Source organism: Pseudomonas sp. LBUM1652, assembly GCF_059716105.1.
On sequence record NZ_CP166804.1, the window covers coordinates 4,731,350 to 4,753,579 of the forward strand.

At 59.8% G+C, this 22,230-nt stretch carries 12 protein-coding genes and 1 riboswitch; of the genes, 2 read left to right on the plus strand and 10 right to left on the minus strand.

The genetic code is table 11. The annotated features are described in order from the left end of the window. Positions 1-74 precede the first annotated feature (74 nt). Both alaS and ltaE read right to left on the minus strand, forming a co-directional pair. Positions 75-2,693, minus strand: a complete 2,619-nt coding sequence (gene alaS / locus ACA069_RS21340; protein ID WP_187679276.1) for an alanine--tRNA ligase — start codon at positions 2,691-2,693, stop codon at positions 75-77. A 146-nt stretch (positions 2,694-2,839) separates the two neighbouring features. Beyond that, complete coding sequence (ltaE, locus tag ACA069_RS21345; protein WP_497615154.1) at positions 2,840-3,844, minus strand: low-specificity L-threonine aldolase; 1,005 nt, start codon at positions 3,842-3,844, stop codon at positions 2,840-2,842. A 197-nt stretch (positions 3,845-4,041) separates the two neighbouring features. Then, positions 4,042-4,213: riboswitch (FMN riboswitch) on the plus strand. Positions 4,214-4,316: 103 nt separating this feature from the next. On the opposite strand from ltaE, the gene ACA069_RS21350 reads away from it, so the two are divergent. Next, entirely contained in the window at positions 4,317-4,826 is a 510-nt protein-coding gene (locus ACA069_RS21350) for a 6,7-dimethyl-8-ribityllumazine synthase (RefSeq protein WP_497615155.1), read from the plus strand. Positions 4,827-4,966: 140 nt separating this feature from the next. Here the strand turns inward: ACA069_RS21350 and astE are convergent, their stop codons facing one another. The 7 genes from astE to ACA069_RS21385 all read right to left on the minus strand — a co-directional run bounded on the left by astE (position 4,967) and on the right by ACA069_RS21385 (position 12,920). After that, positions 4,967-5,974, minus strand: a complete 1,008-nt coding sequence (gene astE / locus ACA069_RS21355) for a succinylglutamate desuccinylase (RefSeq protein WP_401272013.1) — start codon at positions 5,972-5,974, stop codon at positions 4,967-4,969. Between the two features lie 12 nt (positions 5,975-5,986). Continuing rightward, entirely contained in the window at positions 5,987-6,277 is a 291-nt protein-coding gene (locus ACA069_RS21360; protein ID WP_016983958.1) for a hypothetical protein, read from the minus strand. A 57-nt stretch (positions 6,278-6,334) separates the two neighbouring features. After that, entirely contained in the window at positions 6,335-7,681 is a 1,347-nt protein-coding gene (gene astB, locus ACA069_RS21365; RefSeq protein ID WP_497615156.1) for an N-succinylarginine dihydrolase, read from the minus strand. Between the two features lie 166 nt (positions 7,682-7,847). Beyond that, positions 7,848-9,317, minus strand: a complete 1,470-nt coding sequence (gene astD / locus ACA069_RS21370; protein ID WP_187679342.1) for a succinylglutamate-semialdehyde dehydrogenase — start codon at positions 9,315-9,317, stop codon at positions 7,848-7,850. After that, complete coding sequence (gene astA, locus ACA069_RS21375) at positions 9,314-10,339, minus strand: arginine N-succinyltransferase (protein WP_305439321.1); 1,026 nt, start codon at positions 10,337-10,339, stop codon at positions 9,314-9,316. The genes astD and astA overlap by 4 nt, the downstream gene beginning before the upstream one ends. Positions 10,340-10,390: 51 nt before the next feature. Then, positions 10,391-11,410 carry an arginine/ornithine succinyltransferase subunit alpha gene (aruF, locus tag ACA069_RS21380; RefSeq protein ID WP_100847631.1) on the minus strand — a complete coding sequence of 340 codons (1,020 nt, stop codon included), beginning with the start codon at positions 11,408-11,410 and terminating at the stop codon, positions 10,391-10,393. A 289-nt stretch (positions 11,411-11,699) separates the two neighbouring features. Further along, on the minus strand, positions 11,700-12,920 hold the full coding sequence (locus ACA069_RS21385) for an aspartate aminotransferase family protein (protein ID WP_187679282.1): 1,221 nt from the start codon (positions 12,918-12,920) through the stop codon (positions 11,700-11,702). Positions 12,921-13,224: 304 nt separating this feature from the next. Between ACA069_RS21385 and ACA069_RS21390 the strand changes: the two genes are divergently transcribed. After that, the gene (locus tag ACA069_RS21390; RefSeq protein WP_497615157.1) at positions 13,225-21,027 is read left to right on the plus strand and encodes a dermonecrotic toxin domain-containing protein; all 7,803 of its coding nucleotides are present in this window, start codon (positions 13,225-13,227) and stop codon (positions 21,025-21,027) included. A 3-nt stretch (positions 21,028-21,030) separates the two neighbouring features. Here ACA069_RS21390 and ACA069_RS21395 read toward each other — a convergent pair whose 3' ends face one another. Then, entirely contained in the window at positions 21,031-22,011 is a 981-nt protein-coding gene (locus ACA069_RS21395) for a GlxA family transcriptional regulator (protein ID WP_187679284.1), read from the minus strand. Between the last annotated feature and the right edge of the window lie 219 nt (positions 22,012-22,230).

The window sequence follows — 22,230 nt, forward strand, 5'->3', positions numbered from 1 at the left end:
CCATGAAGGGCGCCCAAATAATCACTCAAACAGCCGTCGGGCCCGCCACTAGACTGCGGGCCCGGCGCGCCGCCTTATAAAGCTTGCTCGACGAATGGAACGGTCAGCGCCAGTGCGCCATCCAGCGCGCCGGCGTCGACACCGCCACCCTGCGCCATGTCCGGACGACCACCGCCCTTCCCGCCCACTGCCGCAGCAGCCTGTTTCATCAAATCACCGGCTTTGAGTTGGCCAGTCAGGTCTTTGGTTACGCCTGCAACCAGAACGACCTTTTCCTCATGGACACTTCCGAGCAGGATCACTGCGCGGCCGAGTTTGTTTTTCAACTGATCGACCAGCGCCAGCAGCGCCTTGGCGTCCTGACCATCCAGACGTGCGGCCAGAACCTTCACGCCTTTGACGTCCAGCGCCGAGCTCGACAGATCGTCGCCCGCGGCGCTTGCAGCCTTGGCCTGCAACTGCTCGAGTTGCTTTTCCAGCGCACGGTTGCGCTCGAGCACTGCCGACAGCTTGTCGATCAGGTTGTCGCGACTGCCCTTGACCAGGCTGGCCGCTTCCTTGAGTTGTTCTTCTGCCGCGTTCAAGTAGGCCAGTGCCGCGGCACCGGTGACTGCCTCGATACGACGCACGCCCGATGCCACACCGCCTTCGCTGATGATTTTCAGCAGGCCGATGTCGCCAGTACGGTTGGCGTGGATACCGCCGCACAGCTCGACGGAGAAATCGCCGCCCATGCTCAGCACGCGCACGTTGTCGCCGTACTTCTCGCCGAACAGCGCCATGGCGCCTTTGTTCTTGGCGGTTTCGATGTCGGTTTCTTCGGTTTCAACGGCAGAGTTCTTGCGAATCTCGGCGTTGACGATATCTTCCAGCGCTTTGATTTGTTCAGGCTTGATCGCTTCAAAGTGGCTGAAGTCGAAACGCAGACGCTGACTGTCGACCAACGAACCTTTCTGCTGAACGTGCTCGCCCAGTACCTGACGCAATGCGGCATGCAGCAAGTGAGTGGCCGAGTGGTTCAGCGAAGTCGCGTGACGCACCTCGGCATCCACGTGGGTTTCCACTGGAGCACCGATGGTCAGGCTGCCCGAATCCAGCACACCGTGGTGCAGGAATGCGCCACCGGTTTTGGTGGTGTCACGTACGTCGAAACGCGCGTTGCCCGCTTGCAGGAAACCGCAGTCGCCAATCTGGCCGCCGGATTCAGCGTAGAACGGCGTCTGGTTCAGAACGATCACCGCCTCTTCGCCTTCATTCAAGACGTCAACCGACTGGCCATCTTTATAAATAGCGACAATTTTTGCCGAACCGCTGGTGTCTTTGTAGCCAGTGAACTCGGTGGCCACATCAACCTTGACCAGCGTGTTGTAGTCCAGACCGAACGAGCTGGCCGAACGTGCGCGCACTCGCTGGGCTTCCATCTCACGCTCGAAACCGGCTTCGTCGACGGTCAGGCTGCGCTCGCGGGCGATGTCCGCGGTCAGGTCCATCGGGAAACCGTAGGTGTCGTAGAGTTTGAACACGACGTCACCCGGCACCACAGTGCCTTTGAGTTCGGCCAGATCCTGCTCGAGAATCTTCAGACCGTGCTCCAGGGTCTTGGAGAACTGCTCTTCTTCGGCTTTAAGTACGCGCTCGATGTTGCTCTGCTGCTTCTTCAGCTCCGGGAACGCTTCGCCCATCTCGGCGACCAGCGCCGCAACGATCTTGTAGAAAAAGCTGCCGGTGGCGCCGAGCTTGTTGCCGTGACGGCAGGCGCGACGAATGATCCGGCGCAGCACGTAACCACGACCTTCGTTGGACGGCAGCACACCGTCGGCGATGAGGAAACCGCACGAACGAATGTGGTCGGAAACAACCTTCAGCGAAGACTGATCGCCATTTTCGCAACCGATTGCTTCAGCCGAAGCTTTCAACAGGTTCTTGAACAGGTCGATGTCATAGTTGGAATTGACGTGCTGCATCACCGCACTGATCCGCTCCAGGCCCATGCCGGTATCCACCGACGGCGCTGGCAACGGATGCAACACGCCATCGGCGGTGCGGTTGAACTGCATGAACACGTTGTTCCAGATCTCGATGTAACGGTCGCCGTCTTCTTCCGGCGAACCCGGTGGGCCGCCCCAGATGTGGTCGCCGTGATCGTAGAAAATCTCGGTGCACGGGCCGCACGGGCCGGTATCGCCCATGGTCCAGAAGTTGTCGGAGGCGTAAGGCGCGCCTTTGTTGTCGCCGATGCGGATCATGCGCTCGACTGGCACACCGATTTGCTTGGTCCAGATGTCATACGCTTCGTCGTCGGAGGCGTAGACGGTGACCCAGAGTTTTTCCTTCGGCAGTTTCAGAACGCCGGTCAGGAATGTCCAGGCGAAGGTAATCGCGTCGTGCTTGAAATAGTCACCGAAGCTGAAGTTACCGAGCATTTCGAAGAACGTGTGGTGACGAGCGGTATAACCGACGTTTTCCAGGTCGCTGTTCTTGCCACCGGCGCGCACGCATTTCTGGCTGCTGGTCGCACGGGTGTACGCACGTTTTTCCTGGCCCAGGAAGCAGTCCTTGAACTGGTTCATCCCCGCGTTGGTGAACAGCAGGGTTGGGTCGTTGCCCGGAATCAAAGAGCTGGAGGCTACACGGGTGTGGCCTTGCTCTTCGAAGAAGCGAAGGAAGGCTTCACGGATTTCTGCGCTTTTCATTAGGTTCTTCCACGGAGGCTGCGGCCAAAGGCCTGTGCGAAACGTCAACAGACGAAGCGACGGCAAAGGGCCGCATTATATCGGCCCAGCGCGCGGGGTACAGCGTGTTTATACGATAGAAACGGTCAATTGGACGGCTAACGCTGTCACTTGCGCGAAAACTCGACGAATGTCGCGATCACTTGCTCGATTTGCGAGCGATTGACGTCCATGTGCGTGACCATGCGCAGACGCGCGGCAGCGCTCAATTTGATCCCGCGCTCGGCGGCGAACGCCTTGAGCGCCTCGGCCTTGTCGCCCATCTGCACGTAAACCATGTTGGTCTGCACCGGTTCGACGGTGAAGCCTGCATCACGTAGGCCTTCGGCGAGCAAGTGCGCGTTGGCGTGGTCATCGGCCAGGCGCTCGACGTTGTGATCCAGCGCATACAGCCCCGCCGCAGCCAGCAATCCGGCCTGACGCATGCCGCCGCCGACCATCTTGCGCAAGCGACGCGCCTTGCCGATTAACTCGACCGTTCCGCACAACACCGAGCCTACCGGCGCGCCAAGCCCCTTGGACAGGCACACCGACACCGAATCGAAGTGCTGAGTGATTTGCCGGGCATCAACGCCCAGCTTGACGGCTGCGTTGTACAACCGCGCGCCGTCGAGGTGCAGTTGCAAGCCATTGTCCTGCGTGAACTTGCGCGCCCGTGCCAGATACTCCAGCGGCAGCACTTTGCCTTGCATAGTGTTTTCCAGCGCCAGCAATCGCGTCCGGGCGAAGTGGAAGTCATCGGGTTTGATCGCGGCGGCGACCTGATCCAGATCCAGCGAGCCATCGGCCTGCACCTCCAGCGGCTGTGGCTGGATCGAACCGAGCACCGCCGCGCCACCGCCCTCGTACTTATAGGTGTGCGCCTGTTGACCAACGATGTATTCGTCACCGCGCTCACAATGCGCCATCAAGCCGAGCAAGTTGCTCATGGTGCCGGTCGGCACAAACAGCGCAGCGGCGAAACCCAGCCGTTTCGCCAATTCGGCCTCCAGACGATTGACCGTCGGATCTTCGCCGTACACGTCATCACCGGTGTCCGCCGCAGTCATCGCGTCGAGCATGGCGGGAGTCGGTTGAGTGACGGTGTCGCTGCGAAGATCGATAACGCTCATGAACCTGGCCTCAAGTCAGCAGGGGAAATCCCTTTATGGAGGTGAATTACTGCGGTCATCGCACCGATTAATCAACCCTTGGCGCAGGAAAACACCCAAAGAGCGTTCAAAAAACTCGATAGCAATCATCACAAAGGCGCAATGCGCAGACACACAATCTGTGTTAAAAACGCTGCGCCGCCCACAAAAGGGCGGCAAAACGTTCTCAGGGCGGGGTGCAATTCCCCACCGGCGGTAATTGCGCGCAATGCGCATAGCCCGCGAGCGCTTGGCGGCGGCCACGGCTTCGGCGGTGGATGGCGGCAAGGTCAGCAGACCCGGTGTGATTCCGGGGCCGACGGTCATAGTCCGGATGAAGAGAGAACGGGATTGACGCTAAAGGGCCGTCCGCGTGCATTCGTGCGAGCGTGCGCACCCTTGAATCCCATTCGATTCATAACGCCCTGTTTTTCACACAAACAGGAGTCAGAACATGCAACCCACCGCTTTCGATAGCAAAACCAAACACCCTCACGGCGAGCGCGTCGCGTTCATCCAGGCTTGCTGGCACAAGGAAATCGTCGACCAGAGCCGTAAAGGCTTCGTCGCTGAAATGCTCGTTCAGGGTTATCAGGAATCGGACATCGACTTTTTCGAAGTCGGCGGCGCCTTTGAAATGCCCTTGCATGCCAAGCTACTGGCCAAGACCGGTCGTTATGCCGGTATCGTCGCGGCAGCCCTGGTAGTGGACGGCGGCATCTATCGTCACGAGTTCGTCGCCCAGTCGGTGGTCAGCGGCCTGATGCAGGTGCAACTGGAAACCGAAGTACCGGTGTTCTCGGTGTCCCTGACCCCGCATCACTTCCATGCCGGTGAAGAACATCAGAAGTTCTTCTTTGAGCACTTTGTGCACAAGGGCCAGGAAGCGGCGAAGACTTGCGCGGATACGTTGCAGAAGGTTCGCGCGCTGCGCCGCACAGAGCCGCGCGCTCTGGCGGTGTAACGTCGGTCCTCACTCAAATCAAATGTGGGAGCGAGCCTGCTCGCGAAGACGGACTGTCAGCCAACGATTAATTGACTGATGGATCGCTTTCGCGAGCAGGCTCGCTCCCACATCGGTTTGTGCTGATTTAGAGATCGTTATCAGGCCAGGTTTTCGTCGGTGGCCGGGACGATCAGGATGCCCGCCCGCAGGCCATTCTTGACCTTGGGATTGGGGAAGATGATCCGCGCGCCCTCTTCCTCGATGATCCAGCGGGTATTGGCCAGATCTTCGGCCAGCACATAACCCACTTCCAGCTCGGAAAAGTTTTCGATGTCCTGCGGCAGGTTCAGGCGGAACGCATCGCTGTGCTTGATGATTTCCCGCGCGACGCTGAACAGTTGCAAACCGTCCAGGCCCTCCTCGGCGGCCGGTTCGTTGCCTTCGATGATCTGCTTCAGGCGGGTTTCCAGCAGCGACACATTGACCCCGTCGTTTTGCCCGAACGGTCGCGCCTTGCCCAGTTCCAGCGTGAAGGCCTCGGCATCGAGCTTGTCGTAGGTGTATGAGCTGAACACGATCGACGGTTTGTTCTGCAACAGCACCGCCTCCATGCCGGCCGCACGCAGGCGTGCCAGTTCGCGGCGGGAATGCTGGCGACCTTCCTTCCACGGGTACAAAGCGAACTGCTCGATCTTCGAACCGCGAATGGCCGTATGCAGGTCATAGTGAAGTCGCTGACGATCCGGCAGGCTGAAGAAGCTCGCCGCCAGTCGTTCCAGCTCACAGGCGCGTATGGCCTCAGAACCGCTGGTTTGTTCATGACGGCCGTTGAACAGCCGATTGACGTCCTGCTCGACGAAGCGCTCACCCTTGCGAATCGCTTCCGGGTTGCCGAACAGGAACAGAATGCGTGCGCGCGGTTTCAAATCGCCGCGTGCGATGTCGTGCAGCAGCCGGTCAAGCAACTCGATCGGCGCTGTTTCGTTGCCATGGATCCCCGCCGACAGCAGTAGATCCAGGCCATTGTCGCGTGCTTCCGGTGGCCGGACTTCCAGCGCACCTTCGCTCAACCAGCGCATCCGCACGCCTTCGACAGTCAGTTGAGTCTTCTCCGCCGGTTCGCGGCCGGCGAGGGTCAGTTCAAGCAGTTTGCCGAGGGCGAGCATAGAGCGGTTTCCTTAGTGGTCGTGGTTGCAATCCGGGCCGTGCACGTGGTCTTCGTCGTCGCCGACGTCAGCCGGTTCCATTTCCAGTTGCAGACTTACCAGATTAGTCGCCAATGGGCGCAGCAGCAGGTTGGCGTACTCGGCGTCGCCTTCTTCGACGTCCACGCCGATCAGCAGTTGGCCACGGCCGTCCTGCTGGATCCACAGCTCTTTGCCTTGCCACATGACCGCGACGCGGGTGCACGAGGTTTGCAGTTGCGTGCCGTCGGTGTCTTCAAGGATCAGCTGCAGGGAATCGCTCATGTTTTTACTCTCTTGGGGAGATAAACCGCGCGCCGCGTTCAGGCGACGCGCCGGCCATCAATTGATCTGGAATGGATAAACCGCGCCCAGTTTAAGGATTTGCGTCAGTTCATCCAGTGCCGTCCGGCATTCAAGCAGCAACTGCGGGTCCGCCAGATCGGTTTCGCTCAGACGGTCGCGGTAGTGCTTTTCAACCCATGCGGTCAACGAACCGTACAACGGGGCCGTCATGATAACGCCTGGGTTGACCGCCGCCAGTTCAGTTTCATTGAGCGCGACGCGTAGACGCAGGCACGCCGGGCCACCACCGTTCTGCATGCTTTGCTTGAGGTCGAAGACTTTCACTTCTCGGATCAGACCGCCGGAGCTGGTCAGGCTTTGCAGGTAGGCCCACACGCGCTCGTTGGCCTGGCACTCTTGCGGCACGATCAACAGCATCGAGCCATCAGGGCGCGACAGCAACTGGCTGTTGAACAGGTACGAACGCACCGCGTCATCCACGGTGACCGCCGAACGCGGCACGCAGATCGACTGGAAGTTGCCGCCGACCTTGGCCAGTTTGCCTTGCAACTCGGCCAGCATCTGCTCGGTGTTGAGGAACGCGTCCTCGTGATAGAACAGCGCCTCGCCGTTGCCCACCGCGATCACATCGTTGTGGAACACGCCCTGATCGATCACGTTGGGGTTTTGCTGGGCGTAAACCACGCCTTCTTCACGCAGACCGTGCAGACGCGCAACCGCTTGCGAGGCTTCGAGGGTCTGACGGGCCGGGTACTTTTGCGGTGCCGGGAAACGATTGTCGAAAGCACTGCGACCGAACACGAAGAACTCGACACCGGCCTCGCCGTACTCGCGGCAGAAACGCGTGTGGTTGGCCGCGCCTTCGTCGCCGAACTGCGCCACCGCCGGCAATGCCGCGTGATGGGCGAAGTGTTGCTGATTGGCGAACATCGCGCCGAGTACACGGCTGGTGGTCGGGTGCTCGATACTGCGGTGATATTTGCAGTTGAGGTTGGCGGCAGTGAAATGCACCCGACCGTCAGCGGTGTCGGCACTCGGGCTGACCGTGGCGGCGTTGGCCACCCACATGCTCGACGCCGAGCAACTGGCAACCAGCAACGGCATGGCTTCTTTGGCGGCGCGCTCGATCACTTGAGCATCGGTGCCGCTGAAACCCAGACGGCGCAGAGCGGCCACGTCCGGACGCTCCTGTGGCGCCAGCACACCTTGCTGAAAGCCCATTTCCATCAGCGCTTTCATTTTCGCCAGGCCTTGCAGCGCGGCTTCCTTCGGATTCGAGGATTGCTGGCAGTTGCTCTGGGACGCCACGTTGCCGTAGGACAGACCGCCGTAGTTATGGGTCGGCCCCACTAGACCGTCAAAATTGACTTCATAGGATTTCATCAGCGAGGCTCCACGAGAATCTGTTGTTATAGGCTTCAGTAACTAACTGTTCAGTGCGACCGAGGTGCGGCCTTCGCGAGCAGGCTCACTCCTACAGGTTTGGCGGTGACATACATGTTGTGTACGACACAAATCCTGTGGGAGCGAGCCTGCTCGCGAATGGATATCACGCCATCTTCACGCCAGGCGTCAGGGTGGCAGGCAACACCAGGCTCGGTGTTTCCAGCGACGCCACCGGGTACGCGCAGTAATCCGCCGCGTAGTAGGCACTGGCGCGATGGTTGCCCGAGGCACCGACACCGCCGAACGGTGCGCTGCTCGCAGCACCGGTCAGTTGTTTGTTCCAGTTGACGATACCGGCGCGGCTTTCCAGCCAGAACTGCTGATAGCGATCTTCGGAATCGGACAGCAGACCCGCGGCCAAGCCGTAAGCGGTGTCGTTGGCCTCACTGATCGCGGCAGCGAAATCGGTGTAGCGGATCACTTGCAGCAACGGGCCAAACAGTTCTTCGTCCGGGCGCTCGGCCACAGCCGTCACATCAACAATGCCCGGAGTCAGCAGCGCCGATTGCGCCTGCGGCTGAGTCATCTCCAGCAGCGACACGGCGCCGTTGGCCAGCAGATGTTCCTGGGCATCCATCAGCGCTTTCGCCGCGCCGAGGGAAATCACTGAGCCCATGAACGGTGCCGGTTGCTGATCGAATGCACCGACCTCGATGGTCGCGCTGACTTCCACCAGACGCTTGAGCAGGCTGTCGCCCCACGCGCCTTGCGGCACCAGCAAGCGACGGGCGCAGGTGCAGCGCTGGCCGGCAGAAATGAACGCCGACTGAATGATCGTGTAAACCGCGGCATCCAGATCAGCGACCTGATCGACCACCAGCGGGTTGTTGCCGCCCATTTCCAGCGCAAGAATCTTGTCCGGGCGCCCGGCGAATTGCTGGTGCAGATGATTGCCGGTGCGGCTCGAACCGGTGAAGAACAGACCGTCGATGCCCGGGTTCGCGGCCAGCGCGATGCCAGTTTCGCGAGCGCCTTGCAGCAGGTTCAACACGCCGGCCGGCAGACCGGCTTCGATCCAGCACTTGACCGTCAGCTCGGCGACTTTCGGGGTCAGCTCGCTTGGTTTGAACAACACGCTGTTACCGGCCAGCAGCGCCGGCACGATGTGGCCGTTCGGCAAATGACCCGGGAAGTTGTAAGGGCCGAACACCGCGACCACGCCGTGGGGCTTGTGGCGCAGCACGGCGGTGGCGTCGCCCAGCGGGCCGCTCTTCTCGCCGGTACGTTCGCGGTAGCTCTGCACCGAGATCGCGATCTTGTTGACCATGCTGGTGACTTCAGTCGCGGCTTCCCACAGTGGCTTGCCGGTTTCCTCACCGATGGTGCGGGCCAGTTCGTCGGCGTGGTTTTTCAGCGCGGCGGCGAAAGCTTCCAGAACGCTGATGCGATCTTCCAGCGAACGACGAGCCCAGCCCGGAAATGCCTGACGCGCAGCCTGCACGGCCGACTCGACCTGAGCAGCGGTGGCGCCCTCCCCCGACCACAGCACTTGCTGGGTCACCGGGTTCAGCGATTGAAAAGCTTCACCCTGACCGGCCAGCCATTCACCTGCAATGTATAGCGAATTCATTATTTCGACTCCCGAGCAGCGGACAACGCCACGGCGCGCACTTGATCGCCAGCGTTGAGTTGAAGACGTTTGGCGGTCTGCTGATCGACCACCAGAGTGCCGGCGGCAAGACGTGCCGGCGCGGCAGTGATGCGGCAGTCTTCGCGCTTGCGGTTATGGATGATGAACGGCGTGGCGTCGTCGCCCGGCGTACCCACGGCCAGCACCAGCGCTTCGCTGTCACGCACAGCGCGGATCTTGCTGGTTTCGCATTCGATGGCCGGGCCGGCGTCGAAGATGTCGACGTAGCCCTGATAGCTGAAACCTTCACTCTTGAGCATCGCCAGCGCCGGCTCGGTGTCCGGGTGAACCTGACCGATGACATTGCGTGCGTCCGGAGACAGGAAGCAGGTGTACAGCGGGAATTTCGGCATCAGTTCAGCGATGAAGGCCTTGTTGCCGACACCGGTCAGGTAATCGGCCTGGCTGAATTCCATCTTGAAGAAGTGCCGGCCCAGGCTTTCCCAGAACGGCGAGCGACCGGCTTCATCAGACACACCGCGCATCTCGGCGATGATCTTGTTGCCGAACAGTTCCGGGAACTCGGCGATGAACAGCATCCGCGCCTTGGACAGCATGCGGCCGTTGAGGCCAGTGCGGTAATCGGCGTGCAGAAACAGCGAGCACAGCTCGGAGTTGCCGGTCAGGTCGTTGGCGAGGAACAGCGTCGGGATCTCGCGATAGATGTTCAGCTCTTGCGAAGCGCTGACGGTGAGGCCGACACGGAAGTTGTACCAAGGCTCACGCAGACCGACCGCGCCGGCAATGGCGGAAATCCCCACCACGCGGCCGTCGTCATCTTCGAGCACGAACAGGTAGTCCGCGTCGCCACGGCCGGCTTCGCCGCGAAAGGTCTTCTCGGCCCAGCCGACCCGATGGGTCAGGCGCTCTTCGTTGGCCGGCAATGTGGTCAGGCCGGTGCCGGTGCTGCGGGCCAGGTCGATCAGCGCGGATAAATCGCTGCTGCGTACGGGACGAACAATCATGCTATCTCCTCAAACGGGCCGCCTTCGCCACCCGTGAAACTCGCTAAGGCGTTAAACCGCCACCAGGCGCACGCTGGCACCTTCACCGACGCCCAGGGCTTCGGCCGCTTCCATATCCAGCGTCACCGGTTTGCCCGGCGCGTAGTCCAGCTCAAGCAACACGGCGCGGTAATCCTGCAACTGGGCGTTGGCCACCAGATACTGGCGCCCGGCACCTTTGACCGGCTCGCCGATCTTCACTGGCACCACGCGGCTCTGGGCGATCGAACGGATCCCCGAAACACGCGCATGCAGGGTCGGGCCACCGTCGAAAATGTCGATGTAGTGATCGGTCTCAAAGCCTTCGCGCATCAGGATGTCGAAGGTGATCTGCGCACGCGGGTGCACCTGGCCCATCGCCTCTTGAGCGGAATCCGGCAGCAGCGGCACGTAGATCGGGTAATGCGGCATCAGCTCGGCGAGGAACGTACGGCTTTTCAGCCCGCACAGGCGCTCGGCCTCGGCGTAGTTGAGGTCGAAGAAGTTGCGACCAATGGCGTCCCAGAACGGCGAGTCGCCATTCTCGTCGCTGTAACCGACGATCTCGGTCACCACCGAATCAGCGAAACGCTCCGGGTGGCTGGCGACAAACAGCAGACGGCCACGGGAGTTAAGCTCAGACCAAGGCGAACCCACCAGCTCGCGCTGCACGTAGAAACTGGTCAGCAAGCTGTTGCCGGTCAGGTCGTGGCATTGCGAAAGCACGTGGATCTTGTTGTGGATCTTCAATTCGCGGGAAGCGTGGACGAAGGTCTCGTTGCGAAAGCTGTAGAACGGCTCCGAATAACCCGCCGAGGCAACGATGGCCGAGCAGCCGACCAGTTTGCCGGTGGCGGTGTCTTCAAGGACGAAGAAGTAGCTCTCTTCACCGTTAAAGCTCACTTCGGCGGCGAACGAGGCTTCGCTCGCGGCGATCTTGTCGCTCAGACGTTCCACGTCATCCGGCAAGGAAGTGACACCAATCGGGCTGTCCGCAGCCAGACGCTGTACCTCGCCCAGATCAGCCATTTGCGCGGGGCGCATCACCAGCATGGTGTCACTCCTTTTCTCTTATCAATTCACAGAAGATGAAAATCTCGGGCCACTTCCCAGGGGAAACAGGGGGAAAAGCTGTTTGTGGCGAGGGGATTTATCCCCGTTGGGGTGCGAAGCGCCCCTGAACCCGTCCCCGCACAATTGCGTGCGCGGTGACTGGATTTAGGGCGGCTGCGCCACCCAACGGGGATAAATCCCCTCGCCACAGGGGCTCACTCCCAAATCAATCTGGCCCGAAACAAAAATTGGCTTCGACGCCTGAAATCCTCAGGCGTCGAAAGGTCTATCAAGCTTGCGTCAATTTCGCTGCAGCACGTTCGAAGCGGTCCAGGCCGGCATCGATGTCGGCGTCTTCCACCACCAGGCTCGGGGCGAAACGGATTACGTCCGGGCCGGCTTGCAGAATCATCAGGCCTTCTTTTTCAGCGGCGTTGAAGATGTCCTTGGCCTTGCCTTTCCAGGCATCGCTCAGTACGCAACCGATCAGCAGACCAAGGCCACGCACCTGAGTGAACAGGCCGTACTTCTCGCCGATCTGCTGCAGACGCGTCTTGAACTTGTCGTGCTTGGCATTGACGCCATTCAACACTTCAGGGGTGTTGATCACGTCGATCACCGCTTCCGCGACGGCGCACGCCAGCGGGTTGCCGCCGTAAGTGGTGCCGTGGGTGCCGACGACCAGATGTTTGGCCAGCGCTTCGGTGGTCAGCATCGCCGCGATCGGGAAACCGCCGCCCAGGCTCTTGGCGCTGGTCAGGATGTCCGGGGTCACGCCGTAATGCTGGTAGGCGAACAGCTTGCCGCTGCGGCCCATGCCGGTCTGCACTTCGTCGAACACCAGCAGCGCGTTGTTTGCGTCGCACAGTTCGCGGGCACCTTGCAGGTAAGCCAGTTCGGCCGGCAGTACGCCGCCCTCGCCCTGGATCGGCTCCAGCACGACCGCACAGGTCTTGTCGGAAACCGCAGCTTTCAGCGCAGCCAGGTCGTTATAAGGAACGTGGGTGATGCCGGTGATTTTCGGGCCGAAACCGTCGGAGTACTTCGACTGGCCACCGACGTTAACGGTGAACAGGGTACGGCCGTGGAAGCTGTTCAGCGCGGCGATGATTTCGTACTTCTCGCTGCCGAAACGGTCGAACGCCACGCGACGGGCCAGCTTGAACGCGGCCTCGTTGGCTTCGGCGCCAGAGTTGCAGAAGAACACGCGCTCGGCGAACGTGGCGTCGATCAGCTTGTGCGCCAGACGCAGGGCCGGCTCGTTGGTGAACACGTTGGAGACGTGCCACAGCTTGTTCGCTTGCTCGGTCAAGGCACCGACCAGCGCCGGGTGCGCGTGGCCCAATACGTTGACGGCGATGCCGCCAGCAAAGTCGATCAGCTCGCGGCCGGCCTGATCCCAGACACGGGAACCGGCGCCACGCACCGGAATGAAAGCGGCAGGCGCGTAGTTGGGAACCATAACCTGGTCGAAATCGGCGCGTTGTACCGCAGCGTGCTCAACGGACATCGGAGTCTCCTGATGAGGGCCACCCGCCTGAAACTGGCGAGCGATGGGGGGATTGTAAGGACAGTTTTCAGCCCGGCCTTGCCGCCAAGCGACAACTTCTTATAGCGCAAACCCCGGATTTTCCCGGGTTTACGGCAATGCGACATATAGCGTCGCAAAGGCGCAGTTTAAACCGGCGCTGCCGATTTGCGGCAGGCGGGCAAGGATATCAACTCAAGACCTTCCCACCGGTATAAATATGTACCGCACCGACGGTGCATCGCTCTGATTTGATTGGCGCTTTCAAACGCCAAGGATTGGCCCGATGCATCCGACCGACGAGCAGCACACCGCCACCAGTCACAACGTCGATTCACAGCAGCCCGACGTCCATTACCTGCACCTCAAAGCCAGCATGCCCGACTGGTTGGGCAACGCTTCGGCGGCCAGGCGCAACGCCCTCAAGACCACGCAACCCGCACTGCCCCCCAGGCTGCGAGCGGTATCGGTCGCCCACCATCAGGCGCTGAAGGCGCTCAATGCCGCGCACTGGACCGCCCAAAACGATGTCGACCAACAGCTCGAACATTTCCAGGACGCCAGCACCTTCGCCGAGCCCCTGCTCAAAGCCGCGTTGAAAGAACAGTTCGCTCTGGATCTGGACGTCAGAACCACGTACCTGCACCTGTACATCCCGGCCACCACGCCACTGTTTTCGATCAAGACCGGCGCCCGCACCTGGACGGTGTCGCTACTGGACGCCGCGCTGCATAACTTCGAGGAGAAGGAAACCGAGGACGATGCCTATGAAGCCGAATCCACCTTCATCACCCAACCCTCGGCGACCGGCCATTTCGACACCCTGCCTGCGATCAAGCAAACGCTGAGCATCGCCGCATTCACCCGGCTCTGCCGAACGCTGGATATCGGCGCGCAGTACAAAACCTGGCTGGAAGACCATCTGGGGTTTGGCGATGAAGCGAAAGCCTCGGCGCTGCGCCTCAAGGTCGACAAGAGCCAGCAAGCCGCCCTGAAAGCCGCCCTGCAACTCGCCCGCATGAACGACGATATCAGCGAGGGCTACTTTCGTACGATCACCGCACTGGCCGAAGGCGTACCGCACCTGCGGATCAATGGCCAGTCCCTGCTGTGTAACAGCCTGACGATGATGGAGGCCCCACTCACCGGCATCGCGGTGTTCGCCCCGCCGGCAGATGAACCGCAAAGCGTGGCGCGGGTGGTGGCCTGGGTGCCGGATGACCCTGAACACCCGATCAAGGAATACGCCTCCTCAGCAGAGCTGGAAGTCGAACTGACCCGGCAACTGCGCTCACGCGACTATCAGAAATTCTTCAGTCGGTTCGTCAACCACGAACAGCGTGGCTTTTTCTTCTCCAGCCTGAACGCTCGCCTGAGCCGGGTGACGTGGCACGAACCCGTGCCGGGCAGCCCGCAGCCGGTGTGGCGAGACGAACCATTCGACAAACCGGACCTGCAACTGGCCGCCACGCCAATCAGCGCCGAGCTATGGGAGCACCTCTATCAAGGCAAACTGAACAAGATCCTCAATGACGCCCAAGTCATTGCCGTCGCGACCGCCACAGTCGATTCAAAAGTGCGCTGGGCACTGTGGGATTCGTTCGTCGGTATCGCCTCGACGATTGTGCAGACCGCCGCATTCATCATTGCGCCGTTCGTGCCGGTTCTGGGCGAAATGATGATGGCGTACATGGCCTACCAGTTTCTCGACGAAATGTTCGAAGGCATTGTCGAGTGGACGCAAGGCCAGAACACCGAAGCGCTGACGCACCTGTTCGGCTGCCTTGAGTCGCTGGTTCAACTCGGCGCATTTGTCGCCGGCGGTGTCGTTGCCCTAAGCGAGTTCCGCAACGTGCTGCCCAAAGAAATAGTCGCCTTCATCGACAGTTTCAAACCGGTACAGATGCCCAACGGCAAAACCCTTTATTGGAAACCGGATCTGTCCGCCTACCAGCAAAAAAACCTGCCGACGCCAGGTTCATCCCCTTCGCGACTGGGCCTGCACGAACATCAGGGCAAGCTATTGCTACCCATTGATCAAGGCCACTATGCCGTCAAAGAAACTCCGATTCCCGGCCAATATCGAATTGATCATCCAACCCGACCCGACGCCTATAAGCCGCTGGTGCGCCATAACGGCGACGGTGCGTGGCACACCGAGGTCGAACAGCCGCTGGAGTGGGACGCCCCCACGGCGTTGCGGCGGATTGGCCACTCGGTCGAGTCCTTCTCACCCGTTCAACGTGAACGAATCCTTCAGATCAGCGGCTTCGACCACAACGCTCTTCGTCAGATGCATGTCGACCAGGAGCCGTTACCGCCGTTGCTGGCGGACAGTATTGCGCGCTTCAAGATCGACCAGGATCTGCAACTGTTAATCGAGCAAATGGGCAGCGAGTTGCCCGAACAGCAACGCAGTGCCGACCCGCTGACGCAACTGCAACTGCTCAATGATTACGGACGCTGGCCTGGCAACAAACGCCTGCGCCTGATGGACCAACAACAGGCTGTCACCTGGCAGTCTTCAGCAGACGAAACGCTTCCCCTCACCGATATTCGCTCGGACGGACTGGTGGACGGCGATGTCCTGAAGACACTGCTGCAAACCCTGGACGAACAGGACGCCAAAGCGCTGCTGGGCGAAGACTTCGCCGGTCCGGATCTGACACTGGAGGTCCGCACCCGCCATTTGCGCAAGCAACTGCTGCACCATGCCAAAACGCAACGCGGGACACTGTTCGAAGCACGCTACCAGGCTCTCGAAACGCCCGACGATCCGCTGATCAGCCGCCTTACGCAGCATGAACCAACGCTCCCCCGGCGCATCACGGAGGAACTGCTCAACAACGCCACCGGCGATGAGCTATTGCTGATCAGTGAAGGGCAGTTACCCCAGCGCCAGCAAAACCTTATCCAGATTGCCAGCGAAGAGGTACGCGTCGCGCGCGCATATGAAGGACTGGAGATGGGCTCGGTGAGTAATCCGGATACCGACACTTTGGTACTGCACAGCCTCAGGCAAGTGCCTGGCTGGAGCGGTGATGTGCGCCTGGAAATTCGCGACGGCGCCTATGAGGGCAAGGTGCTCGACAGCACCGGGCGAGTGGATGCGCCGGTGCAAAAAATTCTGGTCAGACAAACCGATGACCTCTATCAGCCGTTCGACGACCGCGGCCAGGAACTGCATTCGGCCACCGATATTTATTCCAGCATTCTGTACGCCCTGCCGGATACCGAACGTCAGGCCCTGAACATTCAGATTGGCCAGCCGCAACGACTGAAAAGTGCGATCCGCGCCCAACCACTGGCTCGGGAGGATCTGCGCGTAGCGATATCACTGCCCCCGGCTCCGCAACCGCAACTGGATACTCTGCGCCTGGTCGGGCGTGGCGGTCGCCAGCCAACATTCGGTCTGCCTGACGCCTACGTGCATCCGGGCGCAATCATAGAGCCCCAGCCACTGGATCCTGTTCAGGTGATCTATCGCGGCTACACCACTCAGGAGGCCGAAGACTTTGCGACCCGATTCAATCAGGACCCGCTAGCAATCAGAAACGAACTGACCCGTCTGAGGGGTGAACTCAGTCAACTTCAGGATGACCTGCGGCTGTGGGAAACCCGGATCCCCGTGAACAATCCCGACACCGGCCTTCCATTGACGGTGATTGAACTGCGGGCTGCAAGGCAAAGCCGAGCGCGACTCAGGGTCGACATTGAACGCTGCTGGCGCAGGGAGCTACGCAACTCTACCGGTTACACGCTGCAGATCAGGGAGCCGATCATTGGCGACCTGCCTGTGTTGAATGCAGACTTCAGTCATGTCACCTTGCTAAGCATCAATGGCAGCGCCCGCACCGGCGCCGTCGATGGGTTTTTGCAGCAATTCCCGCAACTGTTTTACCTCGACATGCAAAACCTGAATGTGCCGAATCTGCCGCCCGCCATTCGCTCGATGCCACGATTGCGAAATCTGATCCTGCGCAACTGCGGCATTGTTCTGCCCGCCGACAGCCGAGCGCTATTTTCACCCTTGTCCGAACTCCTTATCCTGGACCTGCAAGGCAACCGATTAGGCGCTGCGCCCGAGGTACACACGATACCTTCGTTGCGCTACATCAATCTCGAAAACACGGGAATCACGAAGCTGCCAGACGGTCTGCTGGATCATCCACGGCTGAGCAATGGCAGATTCGACGGCAATCAGATCACTGACATTCCCACGGCTTTTTTCGACTTGCCCCCGGCGCTGAGCGATGGCTTCAGTTTTGCCAACAACCCACTGTCTCCAATCAGTCGGGAGCGGGTGAAAGCGTACTACCAGCAAACCGGAAAACACTTCGGCATCTTGCCGGAGCGAGCCGATATGAATCGGGCCATGAACCTCTTTCCTGCCCTCGACACCGAGCAGGCCGCCGAGTTGCTCTATCAACTGCCCGGCACACTGGTTGACGGTCGCGTCCACCTCGCCGGATGGGAAGCCGAAGCCCACCGAATGCAAAACGACCTGGCGCAATGGACCAATAACGTTCCTGACCACCACCCCGAAACCGGCCAGGCGCTGACTATCAGTGAGCGGGTGAACGAACGTCTCGCCCGGCAGCGATTCAGTATCAAACTCGAACAGTTCTGGCACGAAAGAAGCCCTGTATCCCCCAACTCTCGCAGTAGCCGTCTGGTAGCGAGCGTCGAGTTTATCGGAGACATGCCAGTACTCGACGCTGACTTCAGCCACGTTGCTGAACTGACGCTCGATGGCAACAAAAACGTTTCGACCGTACTGCCCTTCCTGCAACGTTTCCAGAATCTGACCGACCTGGAGCTGAGTTTTTTTGACCTTGAACCGGCCACCTTGGAATCCATCAATGCCCGACAACTGGTCACACTGCGGCTCAAGAACTGCGGGGTCGTGATCACCCCGGAAAATCAAGCAGCACTCTGCGCCATGAGCCAACTGGAGATACTCGAGTTGCGCGGCAACCCGCTCGGATCCTTCTTTGATCTGAATCTGCTGCCCTCGCTCAAGCACCTCGACCTGTCAGACACCGGACTCTCCGAGCTTCCAGCCGGAATCACCGACAATCACAACCTGGCAACCGCATTGTTCAGTGAAAACAATATTGTCGAATTGCCCGATGCCTTATTCGATCTGCCGGCCGAGCGCAGTGACGGAATTGATCTGGCCGAGAATCCGAGGCTCTCCTCGAACGCTCGCAACCAGATAAAAAACTATTACCGCAAAACCGGGCATGATTTCGACGTGCTGGCAGATCCAACAGATATCGCCTTGGCGAAGCGGCTGTTCCCGACGCTGGATACCGTCGAAGCCAGTGAAGTGATCTATGACCTGCCCGGCACCCTGGCGGACAGTCGGATTCAGCTCAATGTCTGGCAAATGGAGCTGAGCGGGCTGGAGCAGGATCTGCGCACATGGGCCGTTGAGGTACCACATCAGGATCCTGTGACGGGGGCGGCGATCGATGCTGTCGAAATGTTCAACAACTACACGGCCAGATCGGAGTTTGCCCAGCGGCTGCAGGATTTCTGGCAAAGTCGTTCGACCACCTCCAGCATGCGCGACGATCACTTTATCGCGAACCTGGCCTTCACGGGGGACATGCCACGGCTGAACGTAGATTTCAGCCATGTGTCGAGTCTGAACCTGATGGGCACTGCGTCGGTGAATGACATCGCCTCGTTCGTGGAACTGTTTCCCAACCTGCACGTCCTTGAGATGCGCAACTTCGAATTGGGACAAATACCAGCCAACCTCGGACACCTGTCGCAGCTCAAGGAGCTGATGCTGACCCACTGCAACATTACCCTCACGGCCGAGGGGCAGACCCTTCTGCAATCGCTGAACGAACTTGAACTCCTGAACCTGAGCCATAACACACTGGTGCAGATTCCAGATCTGGCGGCGCTGCCCATGCTGAACGATGTTCGCCTGACCAACACCGGCATTGGCAACGTACCCAATGGTTTGAGCTCTCATCCGAACCTGCGCAATGCACTGCTCAACGACAACGCGATCACGGATCTGCCCGAATCGTTTTTCGCGGTGGACATTGATCTGGCTGACGGCATAGATCTGGCAAACAATCCTTTGTCCCCGCCCACGCGTGAGCGTATCAAGTCCCACTACGCTGCCATCGGCTATGACTTCGGTGTACTCCCCGACCTGGCCGACATCGCCAAGGCACAAGCACTGTTTCCCGATCTGGACATCGAAGATGTCACGCACGTGATCTATGAATTGCCTGGAACGCTGGCAGACGGCAGCGCCCAACTGGCGCACTGGGAGGCTGAACTCACGCAGATGGTCAGTGACCTTACCGAATGGTCCGATCGCGCACCTGCGGGTCTGGCGGGTTTGAACATGACCGCCGCTGACAGAGCGACACAGCGGTTCGAGCGCCGAGCGTTCAGCGTACAACTGGAACATTTCTGGCGCAGCAGACAAAACAGCAAAACAGAGCTCAGGCTCAACGCTTTCGACGCCCACCTCAGGGTGATCGGTGATCTGCCAGCGCTGAGTGCTGATTTCGGTCACGTCACCCAAATGACCTTGCAGGGCAGCGAAAAGCTGACGGGGGTTGAGGGTTTCCTGAATTGCTTTACCGGGCTGGAGGCACTGGAAATGCGCCGCTTTGCCTTGGATCAATTCCCCCTGGCCGTGTCCCGCATGCCCCAACTCAAAACCCTGGTACTGAGCAGCTGCGGCATTGCTTTTGATGAATCGGGGCAAGCGGCCTTGTCCTCGTTATCCCGACTGACAATGCTGGATATGTACAACAACCCGCTGGGCAGCGCCCCAGACGTTTCGGCGCTGAGAGCACTGACGTTCATCGATCTATCCCGAACCGGGATCGACCATCTACCGCCCAGCCTGCTCGAACTGCCGGTTCTGGAAACGGCGATACTCCATGAAAACCGCATCAGCGAGTTGCCAGAGGCACTTTTTCAACTGCCCGCCGACGCCAGCAATGGCTTTGACTTGAATCGCAACCCGCTGTTGCCAGCCACGCGCGAACGGATAAAAACCCATCATCAAGCGCTGGGCATTGATTTTGGCGTTTCCGTACCTCAGGAAGATAGTTTGCTGGCCCGTGCGTTGTATCCGCATCTGACCGACGCGCGCCTCGACGAAATCGTCTACGGCCTGCCCGGTACTTTGGCCGATGGGCATCTGGAGCTGATCCGCAGACAAACAGAGATCACCACACTGATCAATGATCTTGAGGCGTGGACGAATGAAATTCCCCTCGCCCCCGGCACCAACACACCCTTGACGGGCGATAGCCTGATCGAGGAACAAGATTGCAGAATGCGATTCAAGGAAAGTCTCGAACAATGCTGGCGCCGGATAGTGAGGGAAGGCCGATCCGAGTTCGACTTTACGTTCCATCTGCCAATTACAGGCGAACTACCAACGCTGTCGGCGGATTTTTGGCATATACGCACGCTGATCCTGGCGGGTAACAGATTCAAGCTCCCTCGCGTCGGTCGATTCCTGGAGCGCTTCCCCCATCTGCGTTCGCTTACCATAGAGAGCTATCATCTGGGCGACATTCCTGGCGCCATTCCAGCCATGGAAAGTTTGACGGAACTCAGTCTGGCCAATTGTCAGATCACCCTCACTCAGGAAAGCGCGAATGCGTTGCGTGGCATGAGTAACCTCACGCGACTCGCCTTGGCGGATAACGCGCTGGGCCGAACCCCCGACCTCAGTCAGATGACGTCACTGGCCAGACTGAACTTGAACAACACAGGACTTACGGAAATTCCGCCGGGCTTGTTCAATCGCCCGGACCTTGTGTATGCCGACCTGGCCAACAACGCCATTGTCGAATTGCCCATCGAGATAATCGAGGCCGACACCACCGAATTCATCTTCAGCGGCAATCTGCTCTCCCCGAGTAGCCAGCAAGCACTGAGTGTTTATGCCAGCAGAAGGGCTGTCAGACTGCAGATCCCACAAAGAATTGGTCGCCATTTCGAAGAGTTCGAAGACGACTCGTTTTCCAGTGGCGCTGAAGCCAGGTCTTACATCGACTCTTCGCAGAGTTCAGGTGACCTGGTCGTCGACTAGCGTCTAGCCGCGCTCGGGCGGCACCGATGACAATTCAAACGGACTGCTGCTGCGCCGCTGGTTGCGATCTTCCCGCGGTGTGGCGCCGAAGAAGTTGCGGTAGGCACTGGAGAAATGCGGCCCCGAGGAGAAGCCGCACGACAGACCGATCTGGATGATCGACTTGCTGGTTTGCATCAACATCTGCCGGGCCTTGTTCAGGCGCAGTTCCAGGTAGTACTGGCTCGGCACGCGGTTGAGGTACTGCTTGAAGATCCGCTCCAACTGCCGACGGGATACGCACACATGCTGGGCAATCTCGTCGGTGGTCAGCGGCTCTTCGATGTTGGCTTCCATCAGCAACACGGCTTGCGTGAGCTTCGGATGACTGGAGCCGAGACGGTTCTGCAACGGAATACGCTGACGCTCGCCGCCCTCGCGGATGCGCTCGACCACCAGCTCTTCCGACACCGCACCGGCCAGCTCAGCACCGTGATCACGGGCCAGCACTGCCAGCAACAAATCGAGCACCGACATGCCGCCGCACGCGGTCAGGCGATCGCGATCCCAATCGAACAGATGACTGGTGGCGATGACTTTAGGGAAGCGTTCGGCGAAATCGTCCTGCCAGCGCCAGTGCACGGCGGCGCGATAACCATCGAGCAACCCCAGTTGCGCCAACGGATACACACCGGCCGACAGACCGCCGATCACACAACCGGCACGCACCAGTTGCTTGAGCGCGCTGCTCAGTGGCGAGGCCAGCGAAGTTGGCGGCTCATCGGCAAGCAGGAACAGTTTCTGGAAGTTCTCGAGCTTGCCGGCCCACGGTTCGCCGGGTAATTGCCAGGCGCCTTCGACGGGCGGCTCGGCCTGCAAGAACGACAGTTCGTAAACCACGTCCGGGTGCACCCGCTGCGCAACACGCAAGGCCTCCTCCGCCAGCGCCAGCGTCAACGCTTTAGTGCTGGGCCAAATCAGGAAACCAATTCGATGGGCAGTCATGGGCGGGCAATCCGAAACGAGGAACGGTGATGAAGGCAAGGGCCAATGCTAGCCCGAAAATGAACACAAATCTTGAGTCTGACGGAGATCACCTGTAGGAGCTGTCGAGTGAAACGAGGCTGCGATCTTTTGATTTTGGTTTTTGAAGATCAAAAGATCGCAGCCTGCGGCAGCTCCTACAGGGGAACCCGGTCGGCGAAGCATGCACTATTCCGGTGC

Coding starts and splice junctions, on each gene's coding strand:
- astA (WP_305439321.1), bottom strand. CDS start 10,339: ATGATTGTTCGTCCCGTACGCAGCAGCGATTTATCCGCGCTGATCGAC.
- ACA069_RS21350 (WP_497615155.1), top strand. CDS start 4,317: ATGCAACCCACCGCTTTCGATAGCAAAACCAAACACCCTCACGGCGAG.
- aruF (WP_100847631.1), bottom strand. CDS start 11,410: ATGCTGGTGATGCGCCCCGCGCAAATGGCTGATCTGGGCGAGGTACAG.
- astE (WP_401272013.1), bottom strand. CDS start 5,974: ATGCTCGCCCTCGGCAAACTGCTTGAACTGACCCTCGCCGGCCGCGAA.
- alaS (WP_187679276.1), bottom strand. CDS start 2,693: ATGAAAAGCGCAGAAATCCGTGAAGCCTTCCTTCGCTTCTTCGAAGAG.
- ACA069_RS21360 (WP_016983958.1), bottom strand. CDS start 6,277: ATGAGCGATTCCCTGCAGCTGATCCTTGAAGACACCGACGGCACGCAA.
- astB (WP_497615156.1), bottom strand. CDS start 7,681: ATGAAATCCTATGAAGTCAATTTTGACGGTCTAGTGGGGCCGACCCAT.
- ACA069_RS21390 (WP_497615157.1), top strand. CDS start 13,225: ATGCATCCGACCGACGAGCAGCACACCGCCACCAGTCACAACGTCGAT.
- ACA069_RS21395 (WP_187679284.1), bottom strand. CDS start 22,011: ATGACTGCCCATCGAATTGGTTTCCTGATTTGGCCCAGCACTAAAGCG.
- ltaE (WP_497615154.1), bottom strand. CDS start 3,844: ATGAGCGTTATCGATCTTCGCAGCGACACCGTCACTCAACCGACTCCC.
- ACA069_RS21385 (WP_187679282.1), bottom strand. CDS start 12,920: ATGTCCGTTGAGCACGCTGCGGTACAACGCGCCGATTTCGACCAGGTT.